The sequence below is a fragment of the Streptomyces nigrescens genome (assembly GCF_027626975.1).
GTDB classification, from domain to species: domain Bacteria; phylum Actinomycetota; class Actinomycetes; order Streptomycetales; family Streptomycetaceae; genus Streptomyces; species Streptomyces nigrescens.
In genome coordinates this window covers 1,010,675-1,025,616 of sequence record NZ_CP114203.1, presented here as the reverse complement: position 1 = coordinate 1,025,616, position 14,942 = coordinate 1,010,675, and the positions used below count along the sequence as shown (strand labels likewise).

Annotated in this window: 11 protein-coding genes and 5 pseudogenes; 9 read left to right on the top strand and 7 right to left on the bottom strand. The window is 68.4% G+C overall.

Translation table 11 applies throughout. The annotated features are described in order from the left end of the window. Nucleotides 1-31 precede the first annotated feature (31 nt). Nucleotides 32-238, top strand: a complete 207-nt coding sequence (locus tag STRNI_RS04790; RefSeq protein WP_277410612.1) for a Trm112 family protein — start codon at nt 32-34, stop codon at nt 236-238. After that, nucleotides 235-666 (top strand): cytidine deaminase, encoded by a 432-nt coding sequence (locus STRNI_RS04785; RefSeq protein ID WP_274739692.1) that lies wholly within the window; start codon nt 235-237, stop codon nt 664-666. The genes STRNI_RS04790 and STRNI_RS04785 overlap by 4 nt, the downstream gene beginning before the upstream one ends. A gap of 233 nt (nt 667-899) precedes the next feature. Here STRNI_RS04785 and STRNI_RS04780 read toward each other — a convergent pair. After that, nucleotides 900-1,429: pseudogene (locus STRNI_RS04780) on the bottom strand (IS5 family transposase); the annotation flags it as partial. Between the two features lie 272 nt (nt 1,430-1,701). On the opposite strand from STRNI_RS04780, the gene STRNI_RS04770 reads away from it, so the two are divergent. The 4 genes from STRNI_RS04770 (at nt 1,702) to STRNI_RS04755 (ending at nt 5,769) form a co-directional block, all read left to right on the top strand. Beyond that, a complete protein-coding gene (locus STRNI_RS04770) occupies nt 1,702-3,195 on the top strand; it encodes a B12-binding domain-containing radical SAM protein (protein WP_159484575.1) in 1,494 nt (497 codons plus the stop codon). Between the two features lie 60 nt (nt 3,196-3,255). Then, nucleotides 3,256-3,912: a leucine efflux protein LeuE gene (leuE, locus tag STRNI_RS04765; protein ID WP_018088765.1), complete on the top strand. Its 657-nt coding sequence runs from the start codon at nt 3,256-3,258 to the stop codon at nt 3,910-3,912. A gap of 887 nt (nt 3,913-4,799) precedes the next feature. Beyond that, complete coding sequence (locus STRNI_RS04760; RefSeq protein ID WP_277410611.1) at nt 4,800-5,426, top strand: HD domain-containing protein; 627 nt, start codon at nt 4,800-4,802, stop codon at nt 5,424-5,426. Nucleotides 5,427-5,592: 166 nt separating this feature from the next. Next, nucleotides 5,593-5,769 carry a hypothetical protein gene (locus STRNI_RS04755; protein WP_277410610.1) on the top strand — a complete coding sequence of 59 codons (177 nt, stop codon included), beginning with the start codon at nt 5,593-5,595 and terminating at the stop codon, nt 5,767-5,769. A gap of 96 nt (nt 5,770-5,865) precedes the next feature. On the opposite strand, the gene STRNI_RS04750 is transcribed toward STRNI_RS04755, so the two are convergent. Then, the gene (locus STRNI_RS04750; protein WP_159484569.1) at nt 5,866-6,075 is read right to left on the bottom strand and encodes a DUF6243 family protein; all 210 of its coding nucleotides are present in this window, start codon (nt 6,073-6,075) and stop codon (nt 5,866-5,868) included. Between the two features lie 261 nt (nt 6,076-6,336). Here STRNI_RS04750 and STRNI_RS04745 point away from each other — a divergent pair. After that, a pseudogene (locus STRNI_RS04745) lies at nt 6,337-6,585 on the top strand (recombinase family protein); the annotation flags it as partial. A 247-nt stretch (nt 6,586-6,832) separates the two neighbouring features. On the opposite strand, the pseudogene STRNI_RS04740 reads toward STRNI_RS04745, so the two are convergent. Continuing rightward, a pseudogene (locus STRNI_RS04740) lies at nt 6,833-7,160 on the bottom strand (DUF1062 domain-containing protein); the annotation flags it as partial. A gap of 192 nt (nt 7,161-7,352) precedes the next feature. Between STRNI_RS04740 and STRNI_RS04735 the strand changes: the two are divergent. Beyond that, the gene (locus STRNI_RS04735; protein ID WP_026169480.1) at nt 7,353-7,952 is read left to right on the top strand and encodes a 2'-5' RNA ligase family protein; all 600 of its coding nucleotides are present in this window, start codon (nt 7,353-7,355) and stop codon (nt 7,950-7,952) included. 124 nt (nt 7,953-8,076) lie between these two features. Here the strand turns inward: STRNI_RS04735 and STRNI_RS04730 are convergent. Continuing rightward, a pseudogene (locus STRNI_RS04730) lies at nt 8,077-8,639 on the bottom strand (acetyl-CoA acetyltransferase); the annotation flags it as partial. Between the two features lie 380 nt (nt 8,640-9,019). Here STRNI_RS04730 and STRNI_RS04725 point away from each other — a divergent pair. Beyond that, complete coding sequence (locus tag STRNI_RS04725) at nt 9,020-10,609, top strand: IPT/TIG domain-containing protein (RefSeq protein WP_277410609.1); 1,590 nt, start codon at nt 9,020-9,022, stop codon at nt 10,607-10,609. Between the two features lie 155 nt (nt 10,610-10,764). Here the strand turns inward: STRNI_RS04725 and STRNI_RS04720 are convergent. The 3 genes and pseudogenes from STRNI_RS04720 to STRNI_RS04710 form a co-directional block, all read right to left on the bottom strand. Continuing rightward, nucleotides 10,765-11,654: pseudogene (locus STRNI_RS04720) on the bottom strand (IS701 family transposase); the annotation flags it as partial. A gap of 221 nt (nt 11,655-11,875) precedes the next feature. Next, nucleotides 11,876-13,399: an aldehyde dehydrogenase gene (gene adh / locus STRNI_RS04715; protein ID WP_159484565.1), complete on the bottom strand. Its 1,524-nt coding sequence runs from the start codon at nt 13,397-13,399 to the stop codon at nt 11,876-11,878. A gap of 66 nt (nt 13,400-13,465) precedes the next feature. Then, nucleotides 13,466-14,788 carry a GAF domain-containing protein gene (locus STRNI_RS04710; protein WP_277410608.1) on the bottom strand — a complete coding sequence of 441 codons (1,323 nt, stop codon included), beginning with the start codon at nt 14,786-14,788 and terminating at the stop codon, nt 13,466-13,468. Nucleotides 14,789-14,942 lie beyond the last annotated feature (154 nt).

Here is a 14,942-nt window from a genome sequence, read left to right as displayed (position 1 = left end):
ACCCCTGTCCGCCCACCGCAAAGAGGTACACATGCTGGACCCCGACCTCCTGTCAATCATGGCCTGCCCCTTCGACCACGCAGCGCTGAACTACACAGCGCACTCACAACAGCTCACCTGCGACCAATGCGCCCGTATCTTCGAGGTACGCGATCAAATCCCCGTCCTCATTCCCGAGATGGCCCGGCAGCCAAGGGAAGCCGTCCGCCTGGACCGCCCACACAAGGACCACGCATGACGGCCGCCCCCGACGCCGCGGCACGATCTACCGATGACACGCGAGTCTGGGAAGAACTGCGAAGCGCAGCCCGGTCTGCAATGGCACATGCCTATGCCCCCTACTCCAACTACCCAGTAGGTGCCGCGGCACGGACCGACCGCGGCCACATCGTCACAGGGTGCAACGTGGAGAATGCCTCCTACGGACTAGGGCTCTGCGCAGAGTGCGGGCTGGTATCCAGCCTCAGACTGGTAGGCGGCGTCCTGACCCACTTCACTTGTGTCGACGGCGACGGGAATGTCCTGGTCCCGTGCGGACGATGCCGGCAACTGCTCTACGAATTCGGCGGCCCGGAGCTGCTCGTCCACACCCCCGAAGGCATCCGCGCGATGAGCCAACTGCTGCCCGAGGCATTTGGCCCGGCCCACCTGCAGGCCGACAACTGACGCCACCCTCTGGGGCACAGGCTGACGCAGAGGCGCGCGTTGCCCAAGTAGCGGGAGCCTTCCCCGCCCTGCGTCGGCCGCATGCGGTACGGAAGCTCCAGCGTTTCTCGAGTGAGCAGAGGGAGCGGAGCGAGTAGCACGGCGTCCGGCATCGCTGCCGAGGCGGGCACGGTCGGCACCGTGATCAACCGACATGGTTTTGCCGAGGATCCCCTAACGCCAATCAGCCGGCGCGCCAAGTTGATGACAGCGGCTCGCGACGGTGAGCTGTTTGATATCCGGACCGGCCTGCCAGGTTCCGAGCTGCGTGCTCTGAAGCAGCGTTCGACGACGTTGCGGCGCCGGTAGGCGGCCTTGTCGAAACCGCAGGGCCGTTCACGACGCCGTCTGCGGCCGGCGAGCTGGTCGGAGCGTTCGGGGATGGTTGCTCTGATCCCACGCCTGCGGAGGTAGGCGCGGAAGGTGCGGGCGGAGTAGCCCTTGTCCGCGACGACGTGTTCGGGCCGGGTCCGAGGTCTGCCCGGTCCCGGCCGTGGGATGCGGATGACGGCTTCGGACTGGGTGCGGTCGTTGCGGGTGCCGGCGGTGACCAGGAAGGCCAGGGGCCTGCCGTGTCCATCGCAGGCGAGGTGGATCTTGCTGGTCAGCCCGCCGCGGGAGCGTCCGAGTCCGCGGTCTTCGAGCCCCCTTTGGCGGCCGTGTGCTGGTGGGCCCGCACCATCGTCGAGCCGATCGCGACCAGCCAGTCCACCTCCGCTTGTGCGGAGCGGACCGGGGGCGTCAGGGCGTGAGGGCCGTGTGGAGCAGTCCACGGGCCCGGCCTTCGATGGTTCAGCGCCGGGCGTGCAGGTCCCTCGCTCAAGCGTCTTGATCGTTTTCATTTGGCTGAATGGAATCGAGGGATCCGCTTTCAGCCCCCACCTGGCTGATTAATGCCTGGTACACGTATATTCCGCGTGCGAGCGTTCATGATCCGTCCGTACGGGCGCGCTGCTGTCAGCCGTCCGCTTCGCTCTCCCTGTGCCAGGTGATGGAATGACGTTGAAGGTGCTGCTCGCGAACGCCCCCAACCCCACCGAAAACAGGAACGCCTCGAACTATGCCTGCTACCCGCACATAGGGATCATCCAGCTCGCGACGGCGACGCGAGAAGCACTGGGTGACCGTGTCGACATCCGGGTCGTCGACGGCGGCATCAGCAACACCCAGACCGTGCAGCAGGCCGTTCGGGCCTTCGCCCCCGACCTCGTCGGTATCAGCGCGCTGACACCGACCTACTCCGAGGCCCTGAACATAGCCGAGACGGCCAAGGCTTGCGGGGCCAAGGTGGTTCTCGGCGACGACCATGCAATCTTCTTTCCCGAGATGATCCTTCGCAACAGGCCCCAGATCGACTACGTGATAGCCAACGACGGCGGCGAGATCCCGTTCGTGGAGCTGGTCCGCGCTCTACTCGACGGCACAAGCATGTCGGACGTGTCCTCGCTCGCCTACCGGCACAACGGCCGACTTCACATCAATCCAGCACCGAAGTACGCACTCTCGCTACGCAACACGATTCCGGACCTGTCCTTCATCGAGGACGTGCTGGACACCTACGCAGACAATTACCGCACGCAGTTCGGGCACCTCCACGGCCACCAGGTGCGACCGGTGACGGTGAACAACGCCCGCGGCTGCGAGAACGGCTACAAGCGCTGCACCTACTGCTCCATCGCGGACCTGACCGTCAACACGGGTGACCCCCGCGGGTTCTGGAAGGCGATCGACCAGTACAACCGCGAGCATGGAATCAACCTGTTCTTCGAGGTCTACGACAGCTTCACCGCCAGTCCCCGCTATGTGGACGCCCTCATCGACGCCACCCCGCCGCACCTGAAGCGCCGTATCGACGACGGCGAATTGCAGGTCATGGTCTATGCGCGCGCCCTCGGGCTGACCAAGCGCAACAACGTCGACAAGCTCCGACGGCTCGGCGTCACGCGTGCCAACATTGGGCTGGACGCCGCCGACCCCGAAATGCTTGAGGCACAGCGGAAAAACAAGACCACCGGCGAAACCAATCTCGAAGCCATCCGCATGCTGAACAAGGCGGGCATATCGGTTCACGCCTCGTACATCGCCGGCGCTCCGGGAGAGCGGCCGGAGACGTTGGACCGCACCATCGCCGGGATCCGGCAGATGCTGGGCGAGGTGGAGCTCTCCTCGGTTGAATTCTCGCGGTTCATTCCGTTGCCGAACAGTCCGGCATGGGATCTGCTGGTCGACTATGAGCGGCCAAACTTCTTCAAAAGCAGCTCAGAGATCGAGAGCTACCTGGCAGCTCTAGGGATCACCGTGACACGGGACGACCGGGAGGAGATGTTCGCCAGGTTCGGTGATCAGGACTTGCTCGACATCGACGAGTTGGGCGCTTTCTGGGCGGACAACTTCACCCACATCAGTGAGCAGTGCGCCCTGGAACGCATCGGCGAGGTCGATGAGATGGTGAGCGCGCACAACGTGCGCACGGGAAACAACGTCGGATAGCCGTGTTGCCTGGGGGCCGGCGGGCCGCCGGTCCTCAACAGCATAGAGAAGGGTGTCGGAATGCTGGGAGTGGAGAATCTGCTGACCTATGCCCTGGGCGCGCTGCTGATCATTGTGCTGCCGGGGCCGAGCTCCCTGTTCACACTGTCAGTCGCCGCACGGCTGGGTGTCAGAGCCGGCTATCGCGCCGCGACGGGGGTGTTCCTGGGCGAAAGCCTGCTCATGGTGGCGACGGCTGGCGGTCTCGCCTCGCTGCTGCAGACCAACGAACTACTGTTCGCCATCGTGAAATACGCCGGCGCTGGCTACCTGACCTGGATCGCGGTGGGCATGATCCGGGCGGCGTGGACGATGTGGCGACGTCACAACGAGAAGTCCGCGGAGGAGGCCGCTGCCGCCCCTGACCCGTCGACAGGCGGAAGGTTGTTCCGGCGCTCATTGGTGATCACCGTTCTGAACCCGAAGGCGATCTTGTTCTTCATCTCGTTCTTCGTGCAGTTCGTCGATCCCCAGTACGCACACCCGGCGCTGTCCTTTGCGCTGCTCGCACTCGTCTACCAAGTCATCAGCATCGCGTACGTGACCATGTTGATATTCGGCGGTACCTACCTCGCCACGCAGTTCCGCCGCCGCCGGAAGCTGTCAGCGGGCCTCACGACGGGGGCGGGAGCGCTGTTCCTCGGATTCGCGGCGAAGCTGGCCACAACGAGCAACTGAGCGTGACGCCCTATATCCCGGTGGGGGAGGGGATCCTGGACGTCCTGGGTCAGCTCGTCAGCGGCGTGGCGCGGGCCAACTTATGAAGTGGCCCGCCTGCCCAGCTCGGGGCGCCACGGTGACAGTGGAGCCCCGGCCGGCGGGCCCCGTGCCCGTCAGCCGGGCCCGGAGTCGGATGGCCCGTTCCGCCCCCCGTCGCAGTGGTGGGGTGGGTAGCTTCCCGGCGTATGAGTGCCTACCGAACTTCTCTGCCTTCCAAAGCGCGGTTTCGAAGATCAGTATCAACCGCTTCCACGTCCGTCTCCACCACTCGGCCCCGCGCGGTGTGCATCTGCGCCAGGTGATCAGAGTCAGAAGGCGAGTAACCGCACGATAAGTGCTGTCACCGTGCCCACTGTGAACGCAGCCCCGAGCGTGGTGAGCAGCAGGCGGGGCACATTCGTGTCCCACCTTCGATTGCGAACCGGTCGGGGGCTTCCGGATCGTATTGGACCGTGACGCGCTGACAGCCCGAGCTCGAGGTAACTGGCCGCCGCAGGGTGACCCTGCACGCCCTGGCCCCGAAGACGCACCAGTCCCCGCCCGCATCTGCAGCAGCGCCTCCGTCCGGCACACCACCGGCACAGAACTCACCCTCGCTCGCGCGGAGAGCATGGCCCCGGCGCCCCGCCGGGCGAGATGATTGACGGTCCACCTCCGCTTGCGTGGAGAGGACCCCCACGACCTCTGCCTGCGCGGAGGTGTCCCGCGGGTTCCGGGGGCGAACCAGGAGCCGTCCCAGTCCGCTCCGCGTTCGCGGAGATGGTGCACATTCACCCCACATCTGATCGGGGAACTACAGTGATGCGTCCACCTGTTGATTATCGACTTGGGGTAAATGAAGTGGCTTGGAGGACACGGGCGCCCCTTATCCGGTGGTGTGTCATCTGATCGACACGGCGGTGATCGCTGGTCGCCTGTGGGACTCCTACCTCACCGCCGGTCAGCGACGCGTCATCGCCGCCGGGTGGGGCGACGAGAGGGTCTCGCACCTCACCACCCCGGCGCTCCTGGTCCAGCTCGGCTACCCCGCACATGGGCGTCCGCTCCGGTCGATCGCCCACTTGGTCGGACAGATCCTCGGCGGCCACCACGGCACCTACAGCCAGGCCCTTACCGCTCATGCCCTCACCGAGCCCGAGCGTCAGGAACCGCGAGTCGGCCACACCCCTGGGTGGGTCGAGCAACGGGCCGCGCACCTCCACACTCTGCACGCCCTGTGCGGAAACCCGGCACCTCCGGCCGAGTTCGGGCCGGGTGGTGCGTGCGTCCTGGCGGCCGGCCTGATCGTCCTCGCTGACTGGCTCGCCTCCCGAACAGGCTGGATCCGCGCCCGCCACTGGGAGCGAAACCACACCCCGGACGCCAACCACATGGCGATGGGCGGTCGGAGCATCGGACCCACTGATGCTCCGACCGCCCATCGCTGTACAACGCCCTATCCGGCGCCGGCGCCGAATCAGAAAGACCTCTGACCCGTCTCAAACGATCTGCTTCGAGAGGGGCTCGCGAGACCGTCATTCCCAAAGACTGTTGACGTCCAGCTTCAGGGCGTAGGTCCCCTCAGGATGAGTGGTGATGAGTCTGTATCCGTGGAGGAGCGACACGGAGCGGCAGGAGGTGAGGAGGGGGAGCGACACCATGCGTCCGGTGGTGATGTGCCAGAGGTGGAGTTGCGCGTCGTTCCAGGCGATGGCCAGGGCATTGCCCGAGGGCGGTCGGCATCGCCTGCTGGTGCTGGAGTTCGGCTTGGCCGTGATGGGTCGCGAGGTGATGGAGAACGACCGCGGCCGTTCCTTCGGCTCGGCCGAGAGCTGAGCGGGACCGGCCGCGCCCGGTACAGCAGCAGGGCCCGGACCGCGCGTCGCGGTCCGGGCCCTGCCCCGTGCGGTGCCGCCCTGCTGCGGCGGTGCGTCAGCTCTGTGCGGTGTCGTCGCCCGTCTGCCCGGCGCCCTCAGCTGTGCCTGCCTTCTCGCGCATCTTGCGGACCAGCTCCGCCTTCTGGGCGGCTGCACCCTGGCGGTCGAGGTTGCGGTGCGGACCGTTGTTCTGCCGTTCGGCGCGGGACAGCTTCTTGCGCTGGCCGCCGCCCATGCCCACGGGGTTGTTGATGTTCTTGCTCACGGGTTCTCCCGGAATGGTGTGAAGTGATCTACGGATTCATCGGTGGGGGACGGGCGCGGCGACGTCGAAGGACGTCAGCAGGGGCCCATCACGCTCTCACTCGTAAATCGGCGTCTGGAAGAACATGACAAAGACATTACCCGGTTCCGCCGGCCCCGCACACCAAGTTCTTCGCCGCCCCTGGCGGCACTCCTCGCGTCCGCAGCCGGCGCCCGGATCGGATACGCCCGGGTATCCACCAAGGGCCCGCTGCTCGATCAGATGATCGCTGCCCTGGAGGCTGCCGGATGTGCGCGGACCTTCGCCGGCAAGAAGTCCGGCAAGAACGCGGAGCGCGAGGAGCTGTGGGCCGCGCTGGACCAACTCCGCCCCGGGGACACCCTCGTCGTCCCGGCCCTGGACAGGTTCGGTCGCTCGATCCAGGACCTGATCTCCATCGTCGGCGGGCTTCGGAGACGAGAGATCGGCTTTCAGAGCCTGCACGAAGCCCTCGACACCACCACCCCCGGCGGGCGCCTGGTCTTCCACGTCTTCGCCGCGCTGGCGGTTATCTCAAGCTCGCCGATCAAGCAGGGCTGTGACCTGGGCGGCCAGGTCAAGGACACTGTCTTCGGCCTGGCCGCTCAACGTCTTCGAGGCCCGGTCAGCACGGGCCGATCGTTATCGAAGAGCGACGCGGTGCACTGGGTTCGGGGCCTGTGGGGCAGCGGCCACGAGGATTTCCCCGGGGAGCGCGCTAGGGCCTGTCCGGCGGATCTCCTTCAGCGATCAGTCGCACCGGCCGGACAGGGATCCGCGCCGCGAAGCGGACCGAGACGTCGATCACCTCGCGGTCCAGGTGATCCGATCCGCCGGTGTCGAGGCGCCAGGCGTTGTCCCAGTCGAGGGCGATGCGATTACGGTGCCGCACGACCGGATCCTGGAGCAACTCGGCTGCCAGGCCAGGTGTTGTCATGCATCCGGTCCAGCAGCTCAGGTCGTACGGAGCGCACGTTCATCCGCTCCAGGACCGTGAGCTTTGCCGTGTCCCCGCAAGCGGTGCGGAGCACGAGGAGCCAGGCGTCGAGGAGCTTGTGGTGTGCGTGGTTTCAGGGGGGCGGCAGTTAGGGCGTGTCCGATGGGTCGGGTGAGAAAGCGGTCGGCAGAGTGTGCCGTGACCCTCAGGACGGGGCGGAGACGACAGGTGGGCGGTGCCGAGTATCAGGCCATACCTCGGCGCGCGGCCCTTCGGAGAAGCGCTGGGCGGCTTTGCGAGCCCGTTTTGGGACCATGGCCATGTGAACGGGAATCCGGATTTCGGCGGGGCCGAGCCGGCAGATGCGCTCGAAGTGGCACCAACGGCCCGGACGGCAGTGGCGTGGCTGCCGCCGCGGAAGCTCTGGCCGGTGATTCAGGACATCCGCTGGGAGCACGATCCGCAGGTACGGCGGTGGCCGCCGCACGTGAACCTGCTGTTCGGCTTCGTGCCGGAGGAAGCGTTTGCGCGGGCCGTGCCGCTGCTCTCCGCCGGGGTGGCGCAGAGCACGGCGTTCACGGCGCGCCTGGCCGGAGTGCGGTACTTCCGGCACCGGCACCACGCGACGTTGTGGCTCGATCCGGCTGCGGCGGACCCGGCGCCGTGGGCACGTCTCCACCGGGAGCTGGGACTGCGGTTCCCGCTCTGCCACGGGCGCGCCGGCCGCTTCACCCCGCATCTGTCCCTCGGCCGCACCCAGGACCCGATGCGCCTGGCCGCTGAGTGTGCCGTCCGGCTCGGCGCGCTGTCGGCGGTGGTCGAGGAGGTGGTCCTGCTCTCCCGACGCGGCGAGGGGCCCATGCGGCCGCGGGCCGTGATCACACTGGGCACGGGTGAGGTCCGCCGACCGCAGGAGTGCTAGTACTGCAACGGTGTTTGCCGGGGCAGCGCGCCGTCGGTCTTCCGGACCTGGCGGTCCGGGGCCGGCCTCGCCGCGGGGCTGGCGTACCGCCTCGACCAGCAGGAACAGCCCCGCATCCCCGGGTGGCAGGCGGCCGGCCCGCCGCGTTGGCGCGTGCCTGGACCGCGACCTGGGCCAACTGTTCCAGGGTGGTGCCGTATTGGTGCATATGGCGGCAGGCGGCCATGGCGTATTTAGCGATCAGGGTGTGCCCGTAGGGGACCTCGAACTGGAGTGGGCCCCGGGTGCCGAAGGAGAGGTTCGAGGTGCGGCGCTTGGCCTTGATGTCGGCGCGGGCGGTGGAGCCGTAGACGAGGAGTACGGCGTTGGCATGGCCGGCGGCGATCGCGTCGGCGGCGTGCGCGGCGAGCACTTCCCAGGTGGCGCCGCCGACCGCGGTCGAGTCGACCCAGGTGGGGTGCAGGCCCAGATATTCGGCGACCTCGACGGGTGCGAGGGTGCCCAGACCGGCCGAGGCGAAGCCGTCGATCACCGAACGGTCCAGCCCGCTGTCGGCGAGTGCCCGGCGGGCGGCCTGGGCGTGCAGGGCGTACGGGGTGGCCCGGCCCGGTCCACGCGTCCGCAATCGGCCAGGGCGACTCCGGCGACGGCGACCTTGCGATTCCCGTAAGTGGTCCCTGAGATCATGAATCTGACGGGGCATCAGGTTTGATGCGGCGGGCAGGGCGCGAAGTGCCAGGCGGCAGCCCCGTCCGCCCGATGGGTCGCGGCCGGGCCTGCCCGCCCTGCGCCTTAAAGTGATTATCCGAGATATCGTGCGACCTTTAAATACTTTCCCCGGGAGGTTATTCTCCGTTTGCGTGTGTATTTCGCTGGCCGGATTCGCGGCCGGTTGACTGCTCGCTGTTTGCCCATGCGGCGGAGCAGACATTTCCATGCGCGGGACAAAGATCGTCCCGCCTTCTTTGGGGAGTGTCATGTTCGCCTTAGCGCCACCATCTTCGCAGCATGCCCGGGCACCCTACGCCGCATTGAATGCCGCGTTTGCCGCAGGCGCTGTTATTCCCGTGGGGGACACCCCGGAGGGGATTACCCTCACCCCGGACGGGGCCCGCGTCTATGTGGCCAACCGGGGCTCGAACACGGTGAGCGTGATCGACACCGCCACGAACACTGTGATCGACACCATCGCTACGGGGGCCGGTCCCACCGACGTGGCGATCAGTCCCGACGGGACCCGCGCCTATGTGGCCGTCTTCGACGACGGTCTGGTCAGCGTGTTCGACCTCGCCTCGAATACCCTCGTCACGGACATCCCCGTAGGGGCCGGGGCGACGATGGCGGCGGTCACCCCGGACGGGACGCGCGTCTATGTGACGCGGCAGACCACCGATTCGGTGAGTGTGATCGACACCGCCACCAACACCGTCACCGGCACCGTGACCGTCGGGACCGGGCCGACCGGCGTGATTGTCACCCCTGACGGGACCCGCGCCTATGTGGCGAGTTTCTCGGGTTCCGTCAGCGCGATCGACACCGCCACCGACACCGTCGTCGCCACGATCCTCGCCAGCGACGTCCCCATCCTGCTGGCGGTCAGCTCCGATGGGGCCCGCGTCTACGTCACGAACGCCGGCAGCTCCACGGTGAGCGTGATCGACACCGCCACGAACACCACCATCGACAACATCGGCGTCAGCGCCCAGCCTCGCTTCCCGGCGCTGAGCCCCGACGGCGCGCATCTGTACGTGCCGAATTCCGGACCGGACACGGTGAGTGTGATCGACACCGCCACCCGCACCGTCGTCGAGAACATCAGCGCGGGAGACGGCCCCACCGGCATCGCCGTCTTCCCCGATGGGACACGCGCCTATGTGGGCAACGTCGATGCCGGCACCGTCGAAGTCATGACGACGACCGTGATCCCCGACCAGGGGCTCATGGCAGGCGGAACCACTGTGACACTGACCGGTCACCACCTGGCCAACGCCACCGCCGTGCACTTCGGCACCGCCCAGGCCGTGATCACCGCCAATACGGCGACATCGGTGACCGTCACCTCCCCCGCCGGCGCCGGTGTCGTCCCCGTGACGGTCACCACCGCGGGCGGCACCGGCACCCTCGGGTCCTTCTACTACATGCCGGCGCCCGCCCTCACCGGCATCAGCCCCGATGCCGGCCCCGTCTCGGGCAGCGACCAGGAGATCGTCATCACCGGCCGCAACCTCGCCGGAGCGATCGACGTGTACTTCGGCACCACCCGAGCCGTCATCCAGAGTGTCTCCAACACCCAGGTCACCGTCAGAGCCGCCCATGCCCCGGCCCCGGGCGCCGTCGTCGTCACCGTGATCACCAGCGGCGGGAGCGCCGACGGCCCGTTCTACACCTACGTCGACCAGGCCACCATCACGGACGTCAGCCCCAGCGCGGGACCGACCACCGGCGGCACCGGGGTGACGATCACCGGCACCGGCCTGAATTACACCGAACAGGTCACCTTCAACGGCACGCCGGCGCCCTTCGCGGTCATCTCCGACACCACCGTGACCGCCGTGTCGCCGCCCAGCGCCACCGAGGGCACCTTCGACGTCACCGTCACCACCCCCGGCGGCAGTTCATCGGGATCGTTCACCTACGTCTCCCCACCCGGCGTCTGACCCACCCGCGCCCGCCGCGTCCGGGCGGGCGCCGCAGCCGGGCCGGAGCAGCGAGATCCCGGTCGGCCGGGCGCTCGGTTGCCCGGCATCGGGCCCTGAGCGCCCGAGCCGTGCCGACCTCGCGATGCCGGCCCGGACATGAGAACTCTCTGACTGACGGTCAGAAAAGGGTGGGCAGCCATGGCCAGGGTGCCAGCCTGGGTAGCGGCGGACTTGGTAGTCGTCCAGGCCGCACTCCTGCTTCGCCGTCTGGAGGCATGCTTCGACGGCCCACCGGATGCCGGCGATATGGATCAACTCATCCAAGGTGGCACCGGCTGGGCAGTAGGCGATGTAGTAAGAGATCTCCTCGGGCCGGCTGACACTGCGACGGGCAACAACCCGGTGTCGGCGGTCCTGCGGTGCCAGGGACGGACTTCGACACGCGCCCAGTCGAAGACCCGCAGCCCATGGGCGCCGTTCCCGCACGAGTGGCGTTCCCACTTCTGCCGTGGCAGGTCGCCGGAACGGGATCTTGTCCGCGATCGCACGGCGGACCATCTTCTTGGCGATGACGACCTTGGTCTCGAAGCCAACCGTGTCGTCGATACCGGCCTGGCGGCACCTCTCGCGGTCGTCCGTCCAGGAGGTGGGCAGATACAACGGCGGTCAATCAGTGTCCAGCCGCCGCCGGCTGCACAGGCGAGGAAGGCGCCGACCTGGCAGTTCTCCGTGCGTCCCGCGGTCCCGGAGTACTGCCGCTGCATCCCTGCCGAACGGCTCCCCTTCTTCAGGAAGCCGGTGTCGTCCACGATGAGAGGGCCTCGGGGTCGCCGAGGTTCTCGACGACAAGGTCGCGCACATCGTCGCGGACCTCATCGGCTTCCCACTCGATCCGGTTCAGCAGTCGATGGATAGGGTCCGGAGCGGAGTGACCGGCCTGTTCGGCCAGTGTCCAGTCGTTGCGCTCCAGCGGAGAGATCGATCCCCGCGTGTAGGCAAGCGCCGACTCCCGCGGCTCCGTCCTGGAAGACCGATGCACGAACCGCTCGTGCACAGCGTCCAGTTCTGATCGAGGACTCCATGCAGCGGTGGGACGAGTGCGAGGATGCGCCGGCGGGTGCCTGGGGGCGCACCTGGCCCGGAAATGCCCCGGAACAGCTGGTCAGGCGTGGGGTAGGGGTGGGAGGAATCGGGAGTAAGGCTGAATTTCGTCTTGTGGCCCAGGCGTATCCCGACGAGGGCGCCTGCCGGGCATCTGCCCTGGTCAGGCGCCCTTTTTGGCGTCTAGAAGAACCCGAGCTTCTTCGGGGAGTACGACACCAGCAGGTTCTTCGTCTGCTGGTAGTGATCCAGCATCATCTTGTGGGTCTCCCTGCCGATTCCGGACTGCTTGTAGCCGCCGAAGGCCGCGTGGGCCGGGTAGGCGTGGTAGCAGTTGGTCCATACGCGTCCGGCCTGGATGGCGCGGCCTGCGCGGTAGGCGGTGGAGCCGTCCCTGGTCCAGACGCCCGCGCCCAGGCCGTAGAGCGTGTCATTGGCGATGCCGATGGCGTCGTCGAAGTCGCTGAACGGTGCCACGGCCACCACGGGGCCGAAGATCTCCTCCTGGAAGACGCGCATGTCGTTGTTGCCCTCGAAGATCGTCGGGCGGACGTAGTAGCCGCCCTCCAACTCGCCGCCCAGTTCGGCGCGTGAGCCGCCGGTCAGGATGCGGGCGCCTTCCTTCTGGCCGATGTCCAGGTAGGAGAGGATCTTCTCCAGCTGGTCGTTGGAGGCCTGGGCGCCGATCATGGTGTCGGTGTCCAGCGGGTGCCCCTGGACGATCTTCTCCGTGCGCGCCACACCGGCCTCCAGGAAGTCCTGGTAGTGCCCGCGCTGGATCAGCGCCCGGGACGGACAGGTGCACACCTCGCCCTGGTTGAGGGCGAACATGGTGAAGCCTTCCAGCGCCTTGTCGTGGAAGTCGTCCGCGGCGGACGAGACGTCGTCGAAGAAGATGTTGGGGCTCTTGCCGCCCAGTTCCAGGGTCACCGGGCGCAGGTGCTCGGAGGCGTACTGCATGATCAGGCGGCCGGTGGTGGTCTCGCCGGTGAAGGCGACCTTGGCGACCCGGGGGCTGGACGCCAGCGGCTTGCCGGCCTCGGCGCCGAAGCCGTTGACGATGTTGACCACGCCGGGCGGCAGCAGGTCCGCGATCAGGCTCATCCAGAAGTGCACGGAGGCGGGGGTCTGTTCGGCCGGCTTCAGGACCACCGCGTTGCCGGCGGCCAGGGCCGGGGCGAGCTTCCAGGTCGCCATCAGGATGGGGAAGTTCCAGGGGATGATCTGGGCGACCACGCCGAGCGGCTCGTGGAAGTGGTACGCGACGGTGTCCTCGTCGATCTCCGACAGCGAGCCCTCCTGGGCGCGGATGGCGCCCGCGAAGTAGCGGAAGTGGTCGATGGCGAGCGGGATGTCGGCCGCCAGCGTCTCCCGTACGGGCTTGCCGTTCTCCCAGCTCTCCGCGACCGCCAGCGCCTCCAGATTCTGCTCCATCCGGTCGGCGATCTTGTTGAGGACGCCGGCGCGTTCGGCGGCGGAGGTGCGGGCCCAGCCGGGGGCGGCAGCGTGGGCCGCGTCCAGGGCGCGCTCGACGTCCTCGGCGGTGCCGCGGGCGACCTCGGTGAACGGTGCTCCGTTGACCGGGGTCGGGTTCTCGAAGTACCGGCCCAGCGCGGGCGCCACGTACTCGCCGCCGATCCAGTGGTCGTAGCGGGGCAGATAGCTCATCACGGCATCGGCGGAACCCGGGCTGGCGTAACGGGCCATGGTGCGGCCTCCCAATCGCTCTCGGCGCGGTGCCCGCCACCCCGTGTGACGGGCGTTGAGCGCAGGCTAGAGCCGGGGAGGTTGCGCGAACGTTGCGACGCGCGCGGCGGCCGGTGCGCCCACCGCACCAAGGTCACCGCTGGTCAGGCCGTACGCCGCGCGCAGCCGGTGCGCGGTGGCCATCGGCGCGCTGCGGGCCGGGGAGCGCTCCGGCAGGGCGTCCACCAGCGCCTCCCAGATCTCCAGGTCGTCCTCGCCCCAGGAGGTACGTGACCACTCGCGCAGCAGGCCTGGATCGCGGGCGCCGAGCAGCGCGGACCGCATCGCGTCCGCCAGCCCGCCGCGCAGCCGCTGCACACCGGGCGCCTCCGACAACGGCAGCAGCGGACCCCGGTAGGCGTTCAGCGCGGAGCGCACCTCGCCGGCCGCCAGGGCCTCCTCGACCGCGTCCAGATCGGTCTCGACGGGCCTGCTCAGCCGGTACGGACGGGAATGCAGCAGCGCGCCCACCAGCTGCCGCAGCCGGGACAGCTCGGCCCGCAGCGTCACCGGGCGCATCTCGCGCTCGCCGTACAGCAGCACCGAGAGCTGATCGCCCGTCAGTCCCTCGGGGTGCCGGGCCAGCAGCATCATGATCTCGCTGTGCCGGCGCCCGAGCCGCAGCCGCTCCCCGTCCATGACCAGCAGCGCCTCGTCCCGGCCGAGCGCCGACAGGCAGACGCCCAACTCCGGTACGCCCGATGCGAGATGGGCCTGCGCGGCACGGGCGGTGGCCTGCACCAGGGCCAGGCTGTGCGGACTCGCCACATGATCCCCGCCGGTGAGGTCCACCGCACCCAGCAGCCGGCCGGTCCGTGGATCGTGCAGCGGGGCGGCGGCACAGCTCCAGCGCTGCACCTGCCGGTTGTAGTGCTCGGTGGCGAAGATCTGTACGGCGTGGTCGGCGGCGAGGGCGGTGCCCGGGGCATTGGTGCCGGCGTGCCGTTCGTCCCAGCGGGCACCGACGACGAAGTTCATCCGCTCGGCACTGCGCCGCACCCCGCGGTGCCCCTCCACCCACAGCAGCCTGCCCTGCGGATCGCAGACGGCCAGCAGATGCGCGCCGTCCTGCGCGAAGCTGCCCAGCAGCTCCCGGAAGACCGGCATGGCGCGGGCCAGCGGATGCCCGTCCCGGTAGGCGCTCAGCGTGGCCTCGTCCAGCTCGATGGGCGCGGCGCCGTCCGCCGCCGCGTGGGCCTCGGCGGAACGGCGCCAGGAATCGGCGACGACCTGACGCACCGGCGGCGCGACGGTCCCGTCGGCCAGGAACGCCGCATGCGCCCTGCGCACCGTGCGGGTGCGCTCCACCGGATCGGCTCCGGTCTCCATCGCCAGCCAAGGGTTGACCACGTGTCACCTCTCCGGTGCGGCTCCTGCTCCCGTACGGCCGATGGTGCTCGTACGGGGCGGGGCCGTAAACCCCGCGGGGGCGTTCGGGGGCGCGGTGGAGGAGCGCGCGCCCCCGCGGTCCGGCGCCGCCCCGGCCGCCCGTGGGGGAGGCATC

Coding starts and splice junctions, on each gene's coding strand:
- leuE (WP_018088765.1), top strand. CDS start 3,256: ATGCTGGGAGTGGAGAATCTGCTGACCTATGCCCTGGGCGCGCTGCTG.
- STRNI_RS04755 (WP_277410610.1), top strand. CDS start 5,593: ATGCGTCCGGTGGTGATGTGCCAGAGGTGGAGTTGCGCGTCGTTCCAG.
- STRNI_RS04790 (WP_277410612.1), top strand. CDS start 32: ATGCTGGACCCCGACCTCCTGTCAATCATGGCCTGCCCCTTCGACCAC.
- STRNI_RS04785 (WP_274739692.1), top strand. CDS start 235: ATGACGGCCGCCCCCGACGCCGCGGCACGATCTACCGATGACACGCGA.
- STRNI_RS04770 (WP_159484575.1), top strand. CDS start 1,702: ATGACGTTGAAGGTGCTGCTCGCGAACGCCCCCAACCCCACCGAAAAC.
- adh (WP_159484565.1), bottom strand. CDS start 13,399: ATGGCCCGTTACGCCAGCCCGGGTTCCGCCGATGCCGTGATGAGCTAT.